18 protein-coding genes are annotated in these 18977 nt (G+C 66.8%); 5 read left to right on the top strand and 13 right to left on the bottom strand.

From position 1 onward, the window contains the following. Positions 1-39 precede the first annotated feature (39 nt). Complete coding sequence (locus B7R24_RS02425; protein ID WP_116417400.1) at positions 40-975, top strand: DUF4190 domain-containing protein; 936 nt, start codon at positions 40-42, stop codon at positions 973-975. 54 nt (positions 976-1029) lie between these two features. Here the strand turns inward: B7R24_RS02425 and B7R24_RS02420 are convergent, their stop codons facing one another. The 4 genes from B7R24_RS02420 to B7R24_RS02405 form a co-directional block, all read right to left on the bottom strand. Continuing rightward, positions 1030-1239: a hypothetical protein gene (locus tag B7R24_RS02420; protein WP_116417399.1), complete on the bottom strand. Its 210-nt coding sequence runs from the start codon at positions 1237-1239 to the stop codon at positions 1030-1032. Positions 1240-1320: 81 nt separating this feature from the next. Next, positions 1321-2403, bottom strand: a complete 1083-nt coding sequence (locus tag B7R24_RS02415; protein WP_116417398.1) for a hypothetical protein — start codon at positions 2401-2403, stop codon at positions 1321-1323. 72 nt (positions 2404-2475) lie between these two features. Beyond that, positions 2476-3750, bottom strand: coding sequence for a saccharopine dehydrogenase family protein (locus B7R24_RS02410; protein ID WP_116417397.1), 1275 nt, complete (start codon positions 3748-3750; stop codon positions 2476-2478). 48 nt (positions 3751-3798) lie between these two features. Continuing rightward, positions 3799-4998 (bottom strand): ROK family protein, encoded by a 1200-nt coding sequence (locus tag B7R24_RS02405; protein ID WP_116417408.1) that lies wholly within the window; start codon positions 4996-4998, stop codon positions 3799-3801. Positions 4999-5190: 192 nt separating this feature from the next. Here B7R24_RS02405 and xylA point away from each other — a divergent pair, with 192 nt between their 5' ends. After that, entirely contained in the window at positions 5191-6381 is a 1191-nt protein-coding gene (xylA, locus tag B7R24_RS02400; protein WP_116417396.1) for a xylose isomerase, read from the top strand. 259 nt (positions 6382-6640) lie between these two features. Further along, positions 6641-8197 carry a xylulokinase gene (locus B7R24_RS02390; RefSeq protein ID WP_116417395.1) on the top strand — a complete coding sequence of 519 codons (1557 nt, stop codon included), beginning with the start codon at positions 6641-6643 and terminating at the stop codon, positions 8195-8197. A gap of 165 nt (positions 8198-8362) precedes the next feature. Here the strand turns inward: B7R24_RS02390 and B7R24_RS02385 are convergent, their stop codons facing one another. The 7 genes from B7R24_RS02385 to B7R24_RS02355 form a co-directional block, all read right to left on the bottom strand. Next, a complete protein-coding gene (locus tag B7R24_RS02385; protein WP_116417394.1) occupies positions 8363-9652 on the bottom strand; it encodes a glycerate kinase in 1290 nt (429 codons plus the stop codon). Positions 9653-9721: 69 nt separating this feature from the next. After that, a complete protein-coding gene (nrdF, locus tag B7R24_RS02380; RefSeq protein ID WP_116417393.1) occupies positions 9722-10696 on the bottom strand; it encodes a class 1b ribonucleoside-diphosphate reductase subunit beta in 975 nt (324 codons plus the stop codon). 50 nt (positions 10697-10746) lie between these two features. Beyond that, positions 10747-12894 carry a class 1b ribonucleoside-diphosphate reductase subunit alpha gene (nrdE, locus tag B7R24_RS02375; protein WP_301182454.1) on the bottom strand — a complete coding sequence of 716 codons (2148 nt, stop codon included), beginning with the start codon at positions 12892-12894 and terminating at the stop codon, positions 10747-10749. Further along, complete coding sequence (gene nrdI, locus B7R24_RS02370; protein ID WP_216363598.1) at positions 12879-13280, bottom strand: class Ib ribonucleoside-diphosphate reductase assembly flavoprotein NrdI; 402 nt, start codon at positions 13278-13280, stop codon at positions 12879-12881. The genes nrdE and nrdI overlap by 16 nt, the downstream gene beginning before the upstream one ends. Further along, positions 13273-13506 (bottom strand): glutaredoxin-like protein NrdH, encoded by a 234-nt coding sequence (gene nrdH, locus B7R24_RS02365; RefSeq protein WP_116417390.1) that lies wholly within the window; start codon positions 13504-13506, stop codon positions 13273-13275. The genes nrdI and nrdH overlap by 8 nt, the downstream gene beginning before the upstream one ends. Positions 13507-13784: 278 nt before the next feature. Next, positions 13785-15170 (bottom strand): MFS transporter, encoded by a 1386-nt coding sequence (locus tag B7R24_RS02360; RefSeq protein WP_253259238.1) that lies wholly within the window; start codon positions 15168-15170, stop codon positions 13785-13787. A gap of 25 nt (positions 15171-15195) precedes the next feature. Then, the gene (locus tag B7R24_RS02355) at positions 15196-15924 is read right to left on the bottom strand and encodes a cyclase family protein (RefSeq protein WP_116417406.1); all 729 of its coding nucleotides are present in this window, start codon (positions 15922-15924) and stop codon (positions 15196-15198) included. Between the two features lie 104 nt (positions 15925-16028). Between B7R24_RS02355 and B7R24_RS02350 the strand changes: the two genes are divergently transcribed. Continuing rightward, positions 16029-16964, top strand: coding sequence for an ROK family protein (locus tag B7R24_RS02350; RefSeq protein WP_116417389.1), 936 nt, complete (start codon positions 16029-16031; stop codon positions 16962-16964). On the opposite strand, the gene tatC is transcribed toward B7R24_RS02350, so the two are convergent. Continuing rightward, positions 16961-17767, bottom strand: coding sequence for a twin-arginine translocase subunit TatC (tatC, locus tag B7R24_RS02345; protein WP_437123500.1), 807 nt, complete (start codon positions 17765-17767; stop codon positions 16961-16963). The two genes, B7R24_RS02350 and tatC, sit on opposite strands and share 4 nt — an antisense overlap. A gap of 7 nt (positions 17768-17774) precedes the next feature. After that, on the bottom strand, positions 17775-18074 hold the full coding sequence (tatA, locus tag B7R24_RS02340; protein ID WP_116417388.1) for a Sec-independent protein translocase subunit TatA: 300 nt from the start codon (positions 18072-18074) through the stop codon (positions 17775-17777). Positions 18075-18268: 194 nt separating this feature from the next. Between tatA and B7R24_RS02335 the strand changes: the two genes are divergently transcribed. Continuing rightward, a partial coding sequence (locus tag B7R24_RS02335) for a ferritin-like domain-containing protein (protein ID WP_147303936.1) occupies positions 18269-18977 on the top strand: 709 nt, incomplete at its 3' end.

The following is an 18977-nucleotide window of genomic DNA, read 5'->3' as shown; positions in this document are numbered from 1 at the left end:
CAATGATCCCTGCGACATCGAACGAGCCGGGGGGCCGCGATGACTGACAACAACGTACCTCCGCTGGAGCCGCCGCCGTACTCGGGAGGTGGCCAGAACCCGCCCTACACCCCGCCCCCTGTGCCGCCAGCGTATGGCCAGGGGGCGCCGCCGTACTCGGGAGGTGGCCAGAACCCGCCCTATACGGTACAGAAGCCGGGTGAGACGTGGAACATCCTCGCGATCGTCTCGATCGTCAGCGCGTTCTTCGTCTCCCTGGTGGCGATCATCACCGGCCACATCGCCCTGTCGCAGATCAAGCGCTCGGGCGAGAAGGGGCGCGGCCTGGCACTCGCCGGCACCATCATCGGCTACGCGGGCGTGTTCTTCTCGCTCGTCGTCGGCATCATCCTGCTCGTCGTCTTCGTTTCGGGAGCCAACCGCGCCATCGAGAACTTTCCCACCGTCGCACCGACGAACGGCGGCTCGAACGTTTCGGGCGACCTCGACTGGGATGCCGGGCAGTCGCTCTCACCGAGTGACAGGCCGGAATTCATCGACGTGTTCGCGACAGATCCTGCCTGGGTCGTCTCGTCTGCCGACGACGGCAACGGAAACTGGTCGTACGACTCAGCCGACAAGCTGTGCACCCTGACATTCCAGCAGGGGGTGCTGCCGACCTCCGTGGTCGTGACTCCCGGTGACGACCGAGCCACCACCAGCAGCTACCTGCAGGACATCGACTCCGCGACGGGCGCCGACATCGAGGAGTACGCCCTCGACGATTTTCTCAGCTACGGCAGCGCCGGAGCCGCTTCTGTCGACGTGCTGACCCTCTCGGGAACCGACACCTCAAACAACAACTGGATCACCGCGGCCCGGGCGTTCTCGCAGACGGGCACGGGGCTGTACCTCGATCTCACCTGCAACCAGAGCGCCACTCTCGATGACTACTACTACAGCGTGATCGACAAGGCCGTCGTCAGGGTGCCATAGGCGCGCGGGGCAGGGCAGCCACGCCAGGCCCTGCCAGCAGCGCGCCGCGGGCGATCAGCCGAGTTCGCGCTCGGTGATGTCGTCGGAGTGCATCGTGATCCACAGCTCGGCCGCGTGGCGATCGGCCGACGCGTGCAGGAGCTTGCCCGTCAGACCCTCGATCAGGTACGGCTTCTCGCCGTGCCCGTTCTCCTGTCGGATGTTCGCGACGTGAACGTCGCCGATCCAGATCTCTTCTGCGTCTTTGCCCGTGATGTCAGCCATGGCTCCACGTTACCCGGTCAGCGACCTCAGCCCCGCAGGACTATTCCTGCGAGGCTGACGTCCTGCACGGCGAACTGGAACCTACTTACGGCCCGCGGTACGCCGGCGCATCGTCGCGAAGGCGGCGAGCCCACCGGTCGCAAGCAGCCCCGCCAGTCCCACAAGCCCGGCAGCGGGAAGTCCCGTCTCAGCAAGGCTCCGGCCGGCCGAGCCAGTCGATCCGCCTGTGCGGCCGATCACTCCGGCCGTCTGCGTGGCACCCGGTGTGCCGGTGACGCCAGGGGTCGGCGCAGCCGTGGTGGTGGGCGGCGTCGTCGGCTGCGCTGCGGCAGCGGTGCCCGCGAGCGGGAAGAGAACGTTGACCGCACTCTGCTCAGCGGCACCGGTGACAGGGAACCCGGAGACTTTCACAGTTCCGCTGAGAGTTCCGGTGGCGGTCGGGGCGTACGTCAGCTCGAACGTTGCGCTGGCCCCCGGGTTCGTCACGGCGCCAGCGCTCCCGAACGACGACGCGGTCACCCGAACGTCTGTCAGCTGGTTGCCTGCGATATCGGTGAGGTTGAGCGTGCCGTCGGAGAACCGGATGGGATACACCCCATCGACCTTCACCGTGACGGTCTGCTTCGAGAGGGTGCCGGCGGTCACCTTTCCGAAGTCGAGCGAACCGGCCCCCGCCGAGGAGCTGACAGTGAAGTGGGCCGGGTCGGTGGGAACCGACTCCGCCGTGAAGTCCAGCGACAGGCTCTCCGTGGTGAGATCTTTCTGATCTGTCGCGACGAGGGTGATGGTCTGCTTGGTGATCACGCCCGACGTGGGCTGCGAATAGGTCACCCTAAACGTCGCGTGTCCGTTGTGGGGGATGACGGTCGTCTTGCTGAAGGAGAGGGGACCGGCCGAGAAGGGGTTCACCAGGGCGGTGATCGGCGCCGGGTCGATGGTGATGTCGTCGTCGCCCGAGTTGACGAGATCGAATTCGCGGATCGACACGCTGCCAGCCTTCACGAACCCAAAGTCGGGATTGCCGCCGAAGAGCTGGAAGGAAAGGGCGTCGGCCATCGCGGGTGATGCCGGACCGAAGCCGAGGGCGAGAGCCCCGGCAGCGACGATTGCGACCGTGACTGCCCGAGCAGGAGGTGTAAGACGTGAACGGGTGCGCAGTGCCATGGGTGGTTCCAGCTTTCGTAACGGAGGGAGAGTCACGCCACAGTAGCTTAAAGCCGAGCAAACCTCAAAAGCTCACACCGCGCGGTCTTCCAGACCCCAGGCCTGGCCGTAGCCGCCCTCCTCGACAGGCAGCGCCATCAGCTCGAGGAACGGCAGCGCGTCGAACGCCTCCGGCCCGAGTACACCGACCCCGCCCCACATCCCGAGCGCAAGCAGCTCGAGCGCGATGACGGGGTTCAGAGCCGTCTGCCACACCACGCACTGCGACTCGTACTCGCGCATCGTCCACTCGTTGTCGGCCACGTGGTAGAGGTACACCTCTCGTGGAGAACCGTCGACACCGGTGCCCGTGACCCAGAGGCCAGCGCAGGTCTTGCCGGTCATCCGGGGCCCGAGTGTCGCCGGGTTCGGCAGCCCGGCTGCGACGACATCACGCGGTGCAACCGAGACCGGGCCAGACGCTGAGCGCACCGTCACCGGCGCTGTTTTGTCGAGGCCGAGCTGGTGAAGCGTCTTCAGGATGGCGATGAACTCGTTGCCCAGCCCGTACTTGAACGTCGCGCGCTTCGCGTCGACCCAGCGCGGCATCAGCAGCACCTCTTCATGCTCGACGTTCACGCACTCGACCGGGCCGATGCCGTCGGGAAAATCGAAGACCTCGGGCTCGCTGAACGGCGCTGTGGTGTACCAGCCACGCTCCTTCTCCCAGATCACGGGCGGGTTGAGGCACTCCTCGATCGTTGTCCAGATGCTGAACGACGGAGCGAAGATCTCCTCGCCCGACTCGTCGCGCACGATCAGATTCGCGCCATCTCGCACGCCAAGCTCGTCGATCTCGCTGAACAGGTGGTCTGCGGCATACCGGGCGAAGACATCCGACAGCCCGGGCTCGACACCCATTCCGACGAGCGCCAACGTGCCCGAGGTCTCCCAGTCGGCGGCCTGGGCGAACTGGTCGTCGCCGAGCTTCACGCCGGTCTCGGAGTTCGGGTTCGACGGATGCGGCTCCGACAGGCTCATAGCCATGTCGAGGTAGTTCGCCCCTGCGGCGAGCGCCCCGGCGAAAACCGAGGGCACGAACTTGGGTTCGACCGCGTTCATCACGTGGGTGATGCCGTGCCGGCGGGCGACCTCTTCGACACTCGCCGGGTCGGATGCGTCGATCCGGTCGGCCAGGAACCTCCGGGCGGTCTCCGCACCATGCTTCGACGCGATCCAGGCGACTGTCTCCTCGGCGCTCGCGAGGCTGTAGTCGGTGACCACGATGACCTCGTAGAAGGTGCGCCGCGCGGCGATCTTCGCAATCGAATCCCCGACGCCACCGCTTCCGACCAACAGAATCTTCATGGCGAGAGACTACCGCGAGAGACGGATGCCCGGCAGCACCGGCGCCGCTCAGAACGCCGTGCCGGCCGGATCATCGAGCAGCCCCGCCAACACGAGCTCCGCGGCCCCGATCGTCAGCAGCCGCGACCGCAGCTGGGCCCGCTCGAGCCGCACCGGCTGGGCCTGCCCGGTGAACGACAGCGCGTCGACGGAGGCGCGCAACCGCGCCGGGTTCGCCTCGTACAGCGACCCGAGAAAGCCGCCCAGAATGATCGATTCGGGGTCGAAGATGCTCACGAAGTTGCCGATCGCCAGCGCCAGAACGTCGAGCTGTCGATCGATCTCCTGCCGGGCATCCGGAACCGCTGCAATCAGCGCATCGAGCTCGTCGAGCCCCGCCCCGCTGTGGCCGAGCACCGCCTGCAGCCGTCCGAGGTTGACCTCCGTCTCGAGGCAGCCGGTCTTGCCGCAGTGACACCGGATGCCGGCACTGTTCACGAGCGTGTGGCCGAGCTCGGCGGAGTAACCCTGGGCCCCGCGCAGCATCGAGCCCCCGGCGAGCACTCCCCCGCCGATGCCGCTCGCGCTGCCGTTGAGGTAGACGAGGTCGTGCACCCCGCGCCCCGCGCCGAACAGGCTCTCGGCGACCGTCGCCAGCGTGGCGTCGTTGGCGACCGTCACGGGCCGGCCGAGTGCCGCAGCGAACGGCGTGACCACGTCTGCGTCACGCCAACCCAAATGCGGGGCGAGCGTCACCACGCCGTCGCGGGAGTTGACCAACCCAGGCACCGCGATGCCGACCCCCACCACGCGGAACCCGGCGTCGAGCTCGGCCTGCAGACCCCGCACGAGCCCCGAGGCGACGTCGACGCTCTGCTGCACGGTCGGCACCGCATCGGTCGGAGAACGGATGCTGCGGTGCAGCACCCCGCCGAGCCCCACGACCCCGACCGTGATCGCATCGACATCGGGGTTGATCGTGATCGCTGCGATCCGCTCGTTCGGATGCACCACCGGGCTCGGCCGACCCACCAACCCGGACTCGGCGGGTTCCGTCTCATAGGCCAGGTCGAGATCGACGAGCTCGGCGACGAGCGCGCCGATCGTCGAACGGTTGAGCCCGGCGAGACGGGTCAACCGGGCACGGGTCTGGGCGCCGTCGTGGTGCAGCATGGTGAGGATCGTCGACAGATTGTGCCGGCGTGTCTGGTCGTTGCTGTTGCCGACACCCGCCGAGAGGGTGCGCCTGGTGCGCGGAAGATCCGTCATCGCCGTGTCGCCATCCTCTGTTCGTTCGAGAAACATATCGCGCCGACGCGTCGCCGGGCAAAGGCACGGGAACGGTCGAAACCTTTGACAGCAGCCGTGCATCCGGAATATGTTGGGCGTGGTAACTTTTACGGCGAACGGCCGCAAATGACCTCGTACCCTCACCAACGATGCTGACTGGAGCACTACAGCATGTCTTTGACGCCCACCCGCGCTGACAAATTCTCTTTCGGACTCTGGACGATCGGCTACAACGGCTCCGACCCGTTCGGCGGGCCGACCCGCTCGCACCTCGACGTGGTCGAGGCCGTCGAACGCCTCAGCGAGCTCGGCGCCTACGGCCTGACCTTCCACGACGACGACCTCTTCGACTTCGGATCGACAGACGCCGAGCGCCAGACGCAGATCGACCGCCTGAAGGGTGCCCTGGCATCCACGGGTCTCGAAGTGCCGATGATCACGACGAACCTGTTCAGCGCCCCCGTGTTCAAAGACGGTGGCTTCACCTCGAACGACCGTGCCGTTCGCCGCTTCGCACTCCGCAAGGTCATCCGCAACATCGACCTCGCCGCCGAGCTCGGCGCCAAGACCTTCGTCATGTGGGGCGGGCGCGAGGGCGCCGAGTACGACGCAGCCAAAGACATCCGTTCGGCGCTGGAACGGTACCGCGAGGCCGTCAACCTGCTGGGCGACTATGTCACCGACAAGGGTTACGACATCCGGTTCGCCATCGAGCCCAAGCCCAACGAGCCCCGCGGCGACATCCTGCTGCCGACCGTCGGGCACGCCATGGCGTTCATCCAGACGCTCGAGCGCCCCGAACTCGTCGGCGTGAACCCCGAAGTCGGGCACGAGCAGATGGCCGGCCTCAACTTCGCCGCCGGAATCGCGCAGGCGCTGTACCAGGGCAAGCTCTTCCACATCGACCTCAACGGCCAGCGCGGAATCAAATACGACCAGGACCTGGTGTTCGGCCACGGCGACCTCTACAACGCGTTCGCGCTCGTCGACCTGCTCGAGAACGGCTCGCCCGAGGGCGGACCGGTCTACGACGGCCCCCGCCACTTCGATTACAAGCCCTCCCGCACCGAAGACATCACGGGCGTCTGGGACTCGGCCGCGGCGAACATGCGCACCTACCTGCTGCTGAAGGAGCGGGCGGCGGCGTTCCGCGCCGATCCCGAGGTTCAGGATGCCCTGGCCGCATCGCGCGTGCCAGAACTCGCGCAGCCGACGCTCAACGAGGGTGAGACGTACACCGACCTGCTCGCCGACCGTTCGGCCTACGAGGACTTCGACCCGACCCCCTACTTCGACGGCAAGGGTTTCGGCTTCGTGCGCCTCAACCAGCTCGCGCTCGAGCACCTCACCGGCGCCCGCTAGGCGCATCCGCCCCCCTTCCCGCACCCGCCCTCCCGCACCCCGCACCCCCTCCCCTCCTGCACCCCCCTCCCCTCCTGCACCCCCCCCTCCCCCCGCTCCCGCTGTATCGGTTCGGTTTTGCGCAAAAGCACCCAACGCACCTGGCTTGAGTGCTTTTGAGCAAAACAGGCGCTCGCCGGCGTGGGCGGCGGGGCGGGTGGGGCGGGCGGGCGGGCGGGCGGGTGTGCGGGGCGGGCGGGACTGAACGTAAGGACAGATCGTGACGTTGGTCGCCGGTGTCGATTCGTCGACCCAGAGTTGCAAGATCGTGATTCGGGATGCTGCCACCGGCGCTCTCGTCAGGAGCGGTCGCGCCGCCCATCCCGAGGGCACGTCAGTCGACCCCGAGGCATGGTGGGGTGCGCTGCAGACGGCGATCGCTGACGCGGGCGGGCTCGACGACGTCGCTGCGATCTCCATTTCCGGGCAGCAGCACGGCATGGTGGTTCTGGATGCTGCGGGTGCGGTCATCCGCGACGCCCTGCTCTGGAACGACACCCGCAGCGCCCCGGCGGCGGCCGCGCTGCTCGAAGAGGTGGGCGCGGCCGCGTTGGCAGAGAGGGTCGGATCGCTGCCTGTGGCCTCCTTCACCGCGACCAAGCTGCGCTGGCTGCGAGACGCCGAGCCAGCGAACGCCGCGCGCGTCGCGGCAGTGGCGCTGCCTCACGACTGGCTGACCTGGCGGCTGCTCGGCTACGGCCCCGCCGCTGACGTCGGCGAAGGCCCGGGGTCTGGGCCTTCCGGAGTCGATCCGGCGGCGGGCCCTCTCGGCACCGACCTCGACGCACTGGTCACCGATCGCTCCGACGCGAGCGGAACCTCCTACTGGAGCCCGGCACGGAACGCCTACGACCTCGATCTCTTCGAGCTCGCCTTCGGCCGCCCGGCGGTCGAGGCGCAAGGCGCTCGAGGCGGTGGCGACGCGACGACGACACCCGGCGCCTCAGCGCCCGTCATCCTCCCCCGGGTGCTCGAGGCCGGAGCCACCGCTGGCACCACCGTCGCGATCACGGCCGCGGGCATTCCCGCCGGCATCCGTGTCGGCCCCGGAGCCGGCGACAACGCGGGCGCGGCCCTCGGACTCGACGCCACCGCAGGCGACATCGTCGTCAGCATCGGAACGTCGGGGACCGCTTTCGGGGTCACCGATCATCCGGTCGCCGACCTCACCGGAACCGTCGCCGGTTTCGCCGACGCCGCCGGCACCTACCTCCCCCTTGTCGCCACCCTCAATGCCGCGCGCGTACTCACCTCGATCAGCACCCTGCTCGGCGTCGACTACGACGAGTTCGCGCGCCTCGCCCTGGCCGCCGAACCGGGCGCCGGCGGGGTCGTGCTCGTGCCCTACTTCGAGGGCGAACGCACCCCGAACCTGCCCGACGCGACGGCCACCCTCGCCGGGCTCACCCTCGGATCCGCGTCCCGCCAGAACTTCGCGCGCGCCGCGATCGAGGGGATGCTCTGCGCGCTGTCCGACGGCGTCGACGCCGTTCGTGCTCTGGGGGTGGATGCCCGGCGAATCCTGCTCATCGGCGGCGCCGCCCAGAACCCCGCCCTACAGGCGGTCGCGGCCCAGGTCTTCGATGTGGCTGTCTCCATTCCCACCCCCGGTGAGTACGTCGCCGACGGAGCCGCACGCCAGGCCGCCTGGACCCTCACCGGCACACGCCCCACCTGGCCCCTGTCATTCGCGGCCGAGCTCGCTGCCGACACTGTCCCGGCCATCACCGCCCAGTACCGCCGCGCCCAGTCGCTCGGCTCCATCCCGCGCCCCTGACCGCCGAGCGGCTGCACCCGCTTTCCCCGGCAACGACCACGGTGAGATCCGCCGCCTCACCACTCCAAGGAACACCGTTCGGCGAAGCATCCTGAGCCGGCGGCAGCCAACGCGAAGCCTCGTGCCCGGCCACGGCGCTCAGCCCTCGGCGCCCAGCCACGGCGATCAGCCCTCGGGCGTCTTCGCAGCACCGGTCGCGAGCGCCCGGCCGGCCGCCCAGAGAAACGGCAGCGGGTTCTCGATCGCCGCCGCCGAGCTCCCCGCAAGCTCGCTCAGCGAAACGGATGCGGCGAAGGCCGCTGCGTCAGCGTCAGCGTCTATGCTCCCAGCGACCAGCAGCGCGAACGTCCCGTGACGCTCCGCCAGCGCCGCCACGTGCGCCGGCACCTTGCCCGCCGCCGACTGCGCATCGAATCGCCCCTCGCCCGTGATCACCACGTCGGCCCCGGCGATGTCGCGTGCGAGCCCTATCGTCTCGCTCACAACGGCCGCGCCGTTCAGGATGCGGGCGCCCCACACAGCCAGGCCCCACCCTGTTCCGCCGGCGGCGCCCGCACCGGGCGCCCACGGATCAAGCCGGTCCGCGGCCCCCCGCGGATCGAGCCGGCCCGGTGTCTGCGGATCGAGCGGGCCAACGGCCCCCCGAGAGTCGAGCCCACGGAACTCCCGCGGCTCAGGCGGGCGGAGTTCTTCGTTGACGACCCGGAGGAGGGACGCCAGGCCGCGTTCGAGTGTGCTCACCTGTCGAGCATCCGCGCCCTTCTGCGGCCCGAACACCGCCGCCGCTCCCTCCGGGCCGAGGAGCGGGCTCGTGACGTCGGTGACCACCTCGGCGCCGCCCGCGGGCAGTGACCGCAGGGCGCCCAAGTCGGCGCCGGCAATCGCGGAGAGCCCCGCACCGCTGGGCGGCACCGGCACACCATCCGCGTCGAGAAACCGAGCCCCGAGCGCGGTGAGAGCGCCAGTACCTCCATCTGTCGACGCACTGCCGCCGATCGCGAGCACCAACCTCTCGACACCGTGGTCGAGTGCAGCGGCGATGGCCTCGCCGAACCCCGTCGTCTGGGCATCCATCGGCCGCAAGTGCCGCAACAGTGTCACACCACTCGTACGGGCGAGCTCGACCACCCCGATCCCGCCCTCCGCGCCGGGCGCACCACCGCCCCTCGCTGCACCCGCACCCGCACCCGCACCCGGCGGCAACCACAACCACTCGGCCTCGACCGGCTCACCGATCGGCCCCGTGATGGTGATCGGCATCCGTACCGCCCCCGGGACAGCCAACGCAAAAGCATCGAGCGTGCCCTCACCGCCGTCGGCCATCGGCCGCAGCAGCACCGTATCGCCGGGCCGCGCCTCACTCCACCCACCCCCGATCGCCGCGGCTGCCTCAGCCGCGCTCGCGCTTCCCTTGAACGAATCCGGAGCGACGACGACAGTCAGGGAGGGGCTCATCCCACCATCCTGCCCCTGCACCGGCTGTCGACGATGCCATGACCGCAGGAGCGGCCGGGAGACCAGAACTCAGAAGTCCCAGTCCTCGTCTTCGGTGTTCACGGCCTTGCCGATGACGTACGACGAGCCCGACCCTGAGAAGAAGTCGTGGTTCTCGTCGGCGTTCGGCGAGAGCGCCGAGAGGATGGCCGGGTTCACATCGGTCACGCTCTTCGGGAACATCGGCTCGTAGCCGAGGTTCATCAGCGCCTTGTTCGCGTTGTAGTGCAGGAACTTCTTGACGTCTTCGGTCAGGCCGACCTCGTCGTACAGGTCTTGCGTGTACTGCGTCTCGTTCTCGTAGAGATCGTAGACGAGCGAGAACGTGTAGTCCTTGATCTCGTCGCGCTTGGCCTGGTCGACCTTTTCGAGACCCTTCTGGAACTTGTAGCCGATGTAGTACCCGTGCACGGCCTCGTCGCGGATGATGAGACGGATGAGATCGGCCGTGTTCGTGAGCTTGGCCCGCGACGACCAGTACATCGGCAGGTAGAACCCCGAGTAGAAGAGGAACGACTCGAGCAGGGTCGACGCGACCTTGCGCTTCAGCGGGTCATTGCCGTGGTAGTCGTCGAGAACGATGTCTGCCTTCTTCTGCAGGTTCGGGTTCTCGGTCGACCAGCGGAACGCCTCGTCGATGTCTTTCGTGTTCGACAGCGTCGAGAAGATCGACGAGTACGACTTGGCGTGCACCGACTCCATGAAGGCGATGTTGGTGTACACCGCCTCTTCGTGCGGGGTGACCGCATCGGGGATCAGCGAGACGGCGCCGACCGTGCCCTGGATCGTGTCGAGAAGCGTCAACCCGGTGAACACCCGCATGGTGAGCTGCTGCTCGGCCGGAGTCAGCGTGTTCCACGACTGCACGTCGTTCGAGAGCGGAACCTTCTCGGGCAGCCAGAAGTTGTTGACAAGCCGGTTCCACACCTCCACGTCTTTGTCGTCCTGGATCTTGTTCCAGTTGATCGCCTGTACGTGGCGGGCGAGCTTCAGCATTTCAGGCACGGTCTTCTCTTCTTCTCATTACAAACGAAAGGCGAACGGATGCTCGAACCTCACAAGGTGCAGCTGACGCAGCCCTCGACCTCGGTGCCCTCCAACGCCATCTGGCGCAGGCGGATGTAGTAGATGGTCTTGATGCCCTTGCGCCACGCGTAGATCTGCGCCTTGTTGATGTCGCGGGTCGTGGCGGTGTCGCGAAAGAACAGGGTCAGCGAGAGGCCCTGGTCGACGTGCTGGGTCGCAGCGGCATACGTGTCGATGACCTTCTCGGCACCGATCTCGTACGCGTCCTGGTAGTACTCCAGGTTGTCGTTCGTCAGGAACGGCGCGGGGTAGTAGACGCGACCGATCTTGCCTTCCTTGCGGATCTCGATCTTCGACGCGATCGGGTGAATGGATGCCGTGGAGTTGTTGATGTACGAGATCGAGCCGGTCGGGGGTACGGCCTGCAGGTTCTGGTTGTAGATGCCGTGCTCCATCACCGACGAGCGGAGGGCCGCCCAGTCGGCCTGCGTCGGGATGTGGATCGACGCGTTGTCGAACAGCGACGCGACCTTCACCGTCGCCGGCGTCCACGCAGCGTCGGTGTACTTGTCGAAGAACGAACCCGTCGCGTAGGTCGAGTCGGCGAATCCGTCGAACACCTCGCCACGCTCGATCGCGATGCGGTTGGAGGCCCGCAGCGCGTGGAACAGCACCGTGTAGAAGTAGATGTTCGTGAAGTCGATGCCCTCGTCGGAGCCGTAGAACACCCGCTCCCTGGCGAGGTAGCCGTGCAGGTTCATCTGGCCGAGGCCGATGGCGTGCGAACGGTCGTTGCCGGCTTCGATCGAGCGCACCGAGGTGATGTGGCTCTGGTTCGACACCGAGGTGAGCCCGCGGATGGCCGTTTCGACCGTGAGTCCGAAGTCGGGCGAGTCCATGGTGAGCGCGATGTTCAGCGACCCCAGGTTGCAGGAGATGTCTTTGCCGATGTTGTCGTACGACAGGTCTTCGTTGTAGGTCGTCGGCGTGTTGACCTGCAGGATCTCCGAGCAGAGGTTCGACATGTTGATGCGGCCCTTGATCGGGTTCGCCTTGTTGACGGTGTCTTCGTACATGATGTACGGGTAGCCCGACTCGAACTGGATCTCGGCCAGCGTCTGGAAGAACTCGCGCGCCTTGATCTTCGACTTGTGGATGCGCGGGTCGTCGACCATCTCGCGGTACTTCTCAGACACGGAGATGTCGCCGAACGGCACGCCGTAGACGCGCTCGACGTCGTACGGCGAGAACAGGTACATGTCCTCGTCGTTCTTGGCGAGCTCGAACGTGATGTCGGGAACCACGACGCCCAGCGAGAGCGTCTTGATGCGGATCTTCTCGTCGGCGTTCTCACGCTTGGTGTCGAGGAAGCGCAGGATGTCGGGGTGGTGCGCGCTGAGGTACACCGCGCCCGCGCCCTGGCGGGCACCGAGCTGGTTGGCGTAGCTGAAGGAGTCTTCGAGCAGCTTCATCACGGGGATGATGCCGGAGGACTGGTTCTCGATCTGCTTGATGGGGGCGCCGGCCTCACGGATGTTCGACAGCAGCAGCGCGACACCGCCGCCGCGCTTGGAGAGCTGCAGCGACGAGTTGATCGCCCGGGAAATCGACTCCATGTTGTCTTCGATGCGCAGCAGGAAGCAGGAGACGAGCTCGCCGCGCTGGGCCTTGCCCGTGTTGAGGAATGTGGGGGTGGCGGGCTGGAAACGACCGCCGATGATCTCCTCGACGAGGTTGATCGCGAGGGCCTCGTCGCCGTCGGCCAGCCCCAGGGCGGTCATGACCACGCGGTCTTCGAACCGCTCGAGGTAGCGCTTGCCGTCGAACGTCTTGAGCGTGTACGAGGTGTAGTACTTGAACGCCCCGAGGAACGTCTCGAACCGGAACTTCTTCGAGTAGGCGAGGTCGTTCAGCTTCTGGATGAACTCGAACGAGTAGCTCTCGATGAGCGCACCCTCGTAGTACTCCTTCTCGACCAGGTAGTCGAGACGCTCACGCAGGTTGTGGAAGAAGACGGTGTTCTGGTTGACGTGCTGCAGGAAGTACTGCTTCGCCGCCTCTTTGTCTTTGTCGAACTGGATGTTGCCCGCGGTGTCATAGAGGTTCAGCATCGCGTTCAGCGAGTGGTAGTCGAGTGCCGAGGCCGCTGCCGGCGACTCGATCAGTGTGCTTTCCAAAATGCTTCCAATCCTGTTGTGACCGCCTCGACATCGTCGGGCGTTCCGAATACTTCAAATCGATAGAGCGTGTCGACACTGCACTTCTGGGCGACGATGTCGCCGGCGAGACAGTAGGCCTCGCCGAAATTCGTGTTCCCCGCCGCTATGACGCCTTTGATGAGGGATCGGTTCTCTGCGTCGTTCAGGAACCTGATGACCTGTTTGGGAACCGCACCCCCACTCACCCCGCCCCCGTATGTGGGCAGAACCAGCACGAACGGTTCGTCGACCTTCAGTGGTGCATCCGTGGCGTAGAGCGGGATGCGATGGGCCGGCCTTCCGAGCTTCTCGACGAACCGCTTGGTGTTGCCCGAAACGCTCGAGAAATAGACTAAGTCAGGCACTACGCAGTGCGAGTTCTGCGATCTTGTCGGGGCGGAATCCGCTCCAGTGGTCGTCGTCGGTGATGACGACGGGAGCCTGGAGGTAACCCAGCTCCTTGACTGCTGCCAGAGCCTTCTCATCGACGGAAACGTCGAAGATCTCGTATTCGAGACCCTTGTTCTCGAGGGCGCGGTAGGTGGCAGTGCACTGAACGCAGGAGGGCTTGGTGTAGACCGTGATTGCCATGGTGTGCGCCTTTCTCTTCAAACTCAGGTGACGGGAGTCCAACACTACATCTAGTTGTCAGCTTCGGAACAGACCCCTAGATGAAGTAGTTACACCCGTGTAATTTTCACAGTTTCTGCGGAGTTTCCACACCTTCTCAACACCCTGAGTGCACAGGCAATTCCGCGAGAAGACGCCTTTCGGGACTCGTCTGTGGATAACAGCGACCCTCACGCCTGAGGATAACTTCGACCACTGACACCACGCCGTTCCGGCGTGTCGCACCCCAGGAGCGCACCCTAGGAGCGCGCCCTGCCGCTCACCGCGAACGCCACGAGCGAAAGCACCGCAGCCAGCAGAAAGCACTCCGTGAAGGAGAACGCGGTGACGTTCCCGGCCGTGCTGAAGATGGCCGCTGTCAGGGCCAGGGCCGACGCCGCACCGATCGAGTCCGAGATGGCGAGCGCAGACGAATTGAAACCCTGGTTCGACGCGTTCGACAACCGCAGCATCGCCACCGACAGTCGCGGGTACATCGCCCCCATACCCGCGCCCGCGATCAGCCAGCCCACGATCGCCAGCACAGCGGGCAGCGCGAACAACGAGCAGGCCAGCACGACCGCGAGTGCCACCAGCACGAGGCCGATTCCGATCCGGATGCTCGCCACGTCACTGATGCGCGCCGAATACCTGCCCTGCAGCCACGACGCCCCCGCCCAGGAGAGCCCCGCGATCGACAGCGCGAGCCCGGCCAGCGCCGGCGACAGCGCGTACTGGCTCGTGAAGAAGTACGGCAGGTAGGTCTCCGCCGCGAAATACGACCCCGACACGAGTCCGCGCAGCAGGATGATCGTAGGCAGCCCAGCGCGGGCCAGCAGTGCGCCGGCGGGGAGCAGGGTGCAGAGGGCGACGACGGCGATCACGATGGCGCCCACCGCGAGCATCCAGACCACCGTGGTGCTCGCCCGCTCGGCGACCTGCCCCGACAGACTGGCGGCCAGCACGGCTGTGGCGGCCACCACCGACCAGGCGATGCGCGAGATCTTCCATGGCTCACCCGTCTCGCGCGAGGTGAACCCGCGCATGACCGGCACGACCATCACCATCGCGAACACGACCAGAACCACCACTCCGAGGAAGACCCAGCGCCACCCGACGGTCTGGGCGACGATGCCCGCCACGAGCGGTCCCACCAGCGACGGAACCACCCAGGCCGCAGCGAAGGCGGCGAACACCTTCGGGTGCAGCCGCTCGGGAAAGACCCGCGCCACCAGCACGAACAGCGCCACCGTCAAGCCGCCGCCGCCGAGCCCGGAGACCAGGCGCCCCAGCACGAGCAGCTCCATATTCGTCGATAGGCCGGCCACCAGCAGGCCGCCCGCGAAGAGCGCGACCGAGGTGAAGAGCGGTCGCCGCGGGCCACTGCGGTCCGACCAGTTGCCGGCCGTGACCATCCCGACGATGCCGACGGCGAGCGGCCCCGAGAACGCCAGTGCATAGAGCGAGCCACCGTCGAACTCGGCGCTGATCGTCGGCATCACTGTCGTGACGGCGAGAGCCTCGAACGCCGACAGCAGAATCAGCGCGAGCATTCCCACGGTGACCCACCGGTAGGGCAGATTCAGGATGCCCGCGCCTGGGTCGTCGGCACGGGCATCCCGGCCCGTCGCCCGTTGGGTGCTCACCCGGCAAGGCTACGCGAGCCTCACGTCAGGCGGGCGCGTCGACCGTTGCGAACGCCCGCACCGGGAACGTGCCGAACCCTCTGACCTTCGGCGGCACCGCGGTGAAGCGCGACCCACGGAACGGCAGCGCCCCGAGACCGGTGAGGTGCTCGACCACGTGGATACCCGCGTCGAGCAGCAGCGAATGGGCCGGTCGTTCGCCGCCCGACTCCGTGTCGTCGATGTTCAGGGAGTCGATGCCGACCAGCGCCACGCCCCGCTCGACCAGCAGCTGCGCCCCGTCTGCGGTGAGGAAGGGGGCCCCTCTCGCGTATGACGGGGTGCCGAACAGCGCGTCCCACCCCGTGTTCAGCAACACGGCGGTGCCGCGCAGATCTTCGGTGCCGAACGCGTCTCGGGTGATGCCCCGCCCGTCGAAGCCCGGCTCGGACTGGTCTTCGGGCGCAGCTCCCGGAGTCTCGTCGCCAGCAACACCGGGGAACGTGAACACCACGGCCGGCAGCTCGGCCAGCGTCTCGAGCGAGAGGGTCGAAAGATCTCCCCCGTCGGCATAGCGGTGGTACGGGCTGTCGAGATAGGTGCCCGTGTTGCCGATCATGGTGATGATGTCCATCGCGAACTCGGTGCCGGCTGCATACTTCGCCTTCGAGTCTTCGCGTGTGAGGTGCGGGGTGATGGTCGGCGCGGGCAGGCCCGGATACGTGACCAGGCCCTCGTGGATGGTGTGGCTGAGATCGACGAACCGGCGGCTCATGGGCGGGCCCTCTTCCTTCTTCTGTGACGGGCCAACGGTACTACCCGTGCCCCAGCGGTAGAGTGTGACTCCCCAGCCGCCGCCGAGAAGAACCAGGGCCACGCATGACACTCCCACGACGCGTTTCGGTGGCCGACATCGGGGGCAGCCACATCACGGCCGCGGTCGTCGAGCTCGCCGGGTCAGAAGCCACCGTCGTCGCCTCTGCGGGGAGAGACACCGACCCGCACGGCTCGGCCGACGACATCCTGCAGGCGTGGGCCGGAGCCTGCCGCACAGCGGCCGCGAAGGCTGGGCTCCCGAGCCGAGCCCCCTGGGGGATCGCGATGCCCGACCCCTTCGACTTCGAGCGGGGCACCGGCACCTTCGACGACGTCGGCAAGTTCGAGCACCTCTCGGGCGTCGACATCCGCGGCGAACTGGCCGCCCGCCTCGGCGCTCAGCCGAGCACCGTGCGGTTCGTTCACGACGCAGCTGCGTACGGCATCGGCGAATGGATGTTCGGGGCGGCCTCCGGCCACGACCGTGCCGTCTGCATCACCCTCGGCACCGGCGTCGGCTCCAGTTTTCTCGACCACGGCGTACCTGTGCACCACCGCGACGACGTTCCGGCGAACGGAACCGTGCATCTGCTCGAGATCGCCGGCATGCCCCTGGAGGAGTCGGTGTCGACCCGCGCGCTGGTCGCGTCGTACTCCGCACGTGCCTCGGAGACCATCACGGTGAAGGCGATGGCCGAACGGGCCCGCGGCGGCGAGGCCATGGCGATGGAAGTGCTCGAGACGGCATTCTTCGCGCTGGGTGCCGCCCTCGGCCCCTGGCTCGACGCCTTCGAGGCGAGCGTGCTGGTGGCCGGCGGATCCATGTCGCGGTCGTGGGACCTGCTCGACACACCGTTCCGGGCCGGTGTCGCCGAGGCGCGGCCGGAGGTCGCAGAGAAGATCGAAATCACACCGTCGACACTCCTCGACGACGCGCCGCTGCTGGGTGTGGCGGGCTGGCTCGGCGCGGGCTGCAGAACCGCCCGGCCGGGCGTCTAGAAGCCCAGCTGCGAGAGGTCCTTCTCCGGCTCCAATGCCCTCTTCGCGGCCCGGCGGTCGTGCACGGTCGCGATGAGAGCGGCGGTGTAGAACAGCACGATCATCGGTATCGCCAGCAGGAACATCGATGCGACATCCGCAGCGGGCGTGGCGATCGCGGTGAACAGGATGATGACCATGATGGCGATGCGCCAGCTCTTCAGAATCGCCTTCGCCGAGACGACGCCCGCGAAGTTGAGCAGCACGAGCAGCACCGGCAGCACAAAGGCGACCCCGATGGCGACCATGAGCTTCAGAACGAAGTCGTAGTAGGGCCGCGCGTCGATGATCGAGGTGGAGCCCTGGGGTGCGAACCCTGTGAGGAGCCCGACCATGTGCGGCAGGACGTACCACCCGGCGGTCGCCCCGGCCAAGAAGAGCGGAACAGCGGTGAGCACGAAGCCCACCGCATACTGCTTCTCTTTGCGCACGAGGCCAGGAACCAGGAACGCCCACAGCTGATAGAGCCAGATGGGCGAGGAGATGATGACGCCCACCGTGAAGGCGATCTGCAGGCGCAGGTCGAACGCACTCGACACGTCGGTGAAGTTGAGGGAAGCGGCGCGGCCCTGTGAGTCGACGATGTCCCGTACGGGCTGGTTCAGAGCGCTGAGGATCGGGTCCGAGAGGATCCAGCCCACCACGCCGCCGACGACGATGCCGAGCGCGGCACGGAACAGTCTCTTGCGAAACTCCCTCAGGTGCGCACCCAGCGACATGCGGCCGTCGTGGCCACGAACCTTCTTCTCAGCGACCGCGGTCATCAGTCGGTCAGCGCGTGTGGGTTGACTCTGCGACGGGCGTCTCTGCAACCGTCACAACGGGTGCGGCAGGCGCAACGGGCTGTGTCGAGGCCGCAGCGGCAGGAGTCGCGGTCGTTGCCGTGGGCGCCGCCGTGTCGGCGGGAGCCGTGGCCGGCTCGTCGTCTTTCATCGTCTTGACTTCGCTCTTGAAGATGCGCATCGACTGGCCGACGCTGCGGGCGAGACCGGGCAGCTTGGGAGCGCCGAAGAGAAGCAGAACGATAGCGAGAATGACGATGAGGTGCCATCCCTGAAGATTTCCGAGCATGTCGCGTCCTAACAGTTGGAGGAGAACCCCTGATTCGCTGACGGACTGCGACCGACCGCAACCAGAGCGTACACAGTATCGACCCAAATAGATATGTGACGTCAGATCGAAAGATTATCTGGAGAATATTCCTCCAAATGCAATACTTGTGCGCGAGGGGCTCCGAACAACACGCTGATCTAAAGGATGTCATTTTGTTTGAGAAAAAATTTATTGCGAATGCGATTGATCGCAGCTCGCAGAGCGAGCTCGACCGCCGTCTGCTCCTCAAGGGCTTCGGCCTCGCGGGTCTCGGCGTCGGGGCATCAGTGCTGATCCCGACGATCGGCGCCCAGGCTGCAGAAGACCCCAACGCTGCGGCGACGGATGCTGCTGTGCTGAACTTCGCGCTCAACCTCGAGTACCTCGAGGCCGAGTTCTACCTGCGCGCCTCGACCGGCTCGGGCCTTGTTCCCAACGACATCTCGGGAACCGGTACCGCCGGCGCCGTGTCGGGTGGCCGCCAGGTGCAGTTCAAGGACTACAACATCCGCCAGTACGCCCGCGAGATCGCCCAGGACGAGAAGAACCACGTGCGCTTCCTGCGTGCCGCGCTCGGCAACTCGGCCGTCGCCCGCCCCGCGATCAACCTCGACGCCGCGTTCACGGCTGCGGCAACCGCTGCCGGCCTGATCAAGCCCGGCCAGACCTTCGATGCCTTCGCGAGCGATGAGAACTTCCTGCTCGCGTCGTTCATCTTCGAAGACGTCGGAGTCACCGCGTACAAGGGTGCCGCCCCGCTCATCACGAACAAGACGTACCTGGAGGCCGCCGCCGGCATCCTCGCCGTCGAGGCGTACCACGCGGGCATCATCCGCACGAGCCTCTACGCCAAGGGACTCGCCGACGCCGCGAACGCCATCT

Origin of the sequence: Subtercola boreus, assembly GCF_003399645.1 — a bacterium.
In the GTDB taxonomy this organism is placed as follows: domain Bacteria; phylum Actinomycetota; class Actinomycetes; order Actinomycetales; family Microbacteriaceae; genus Subtercola; species Subtercola boreus_A.
Note: the sequence above shows the minus strand (reverse complement) of the source record. Positions and strands in the feature narration are given on the sequence as shown.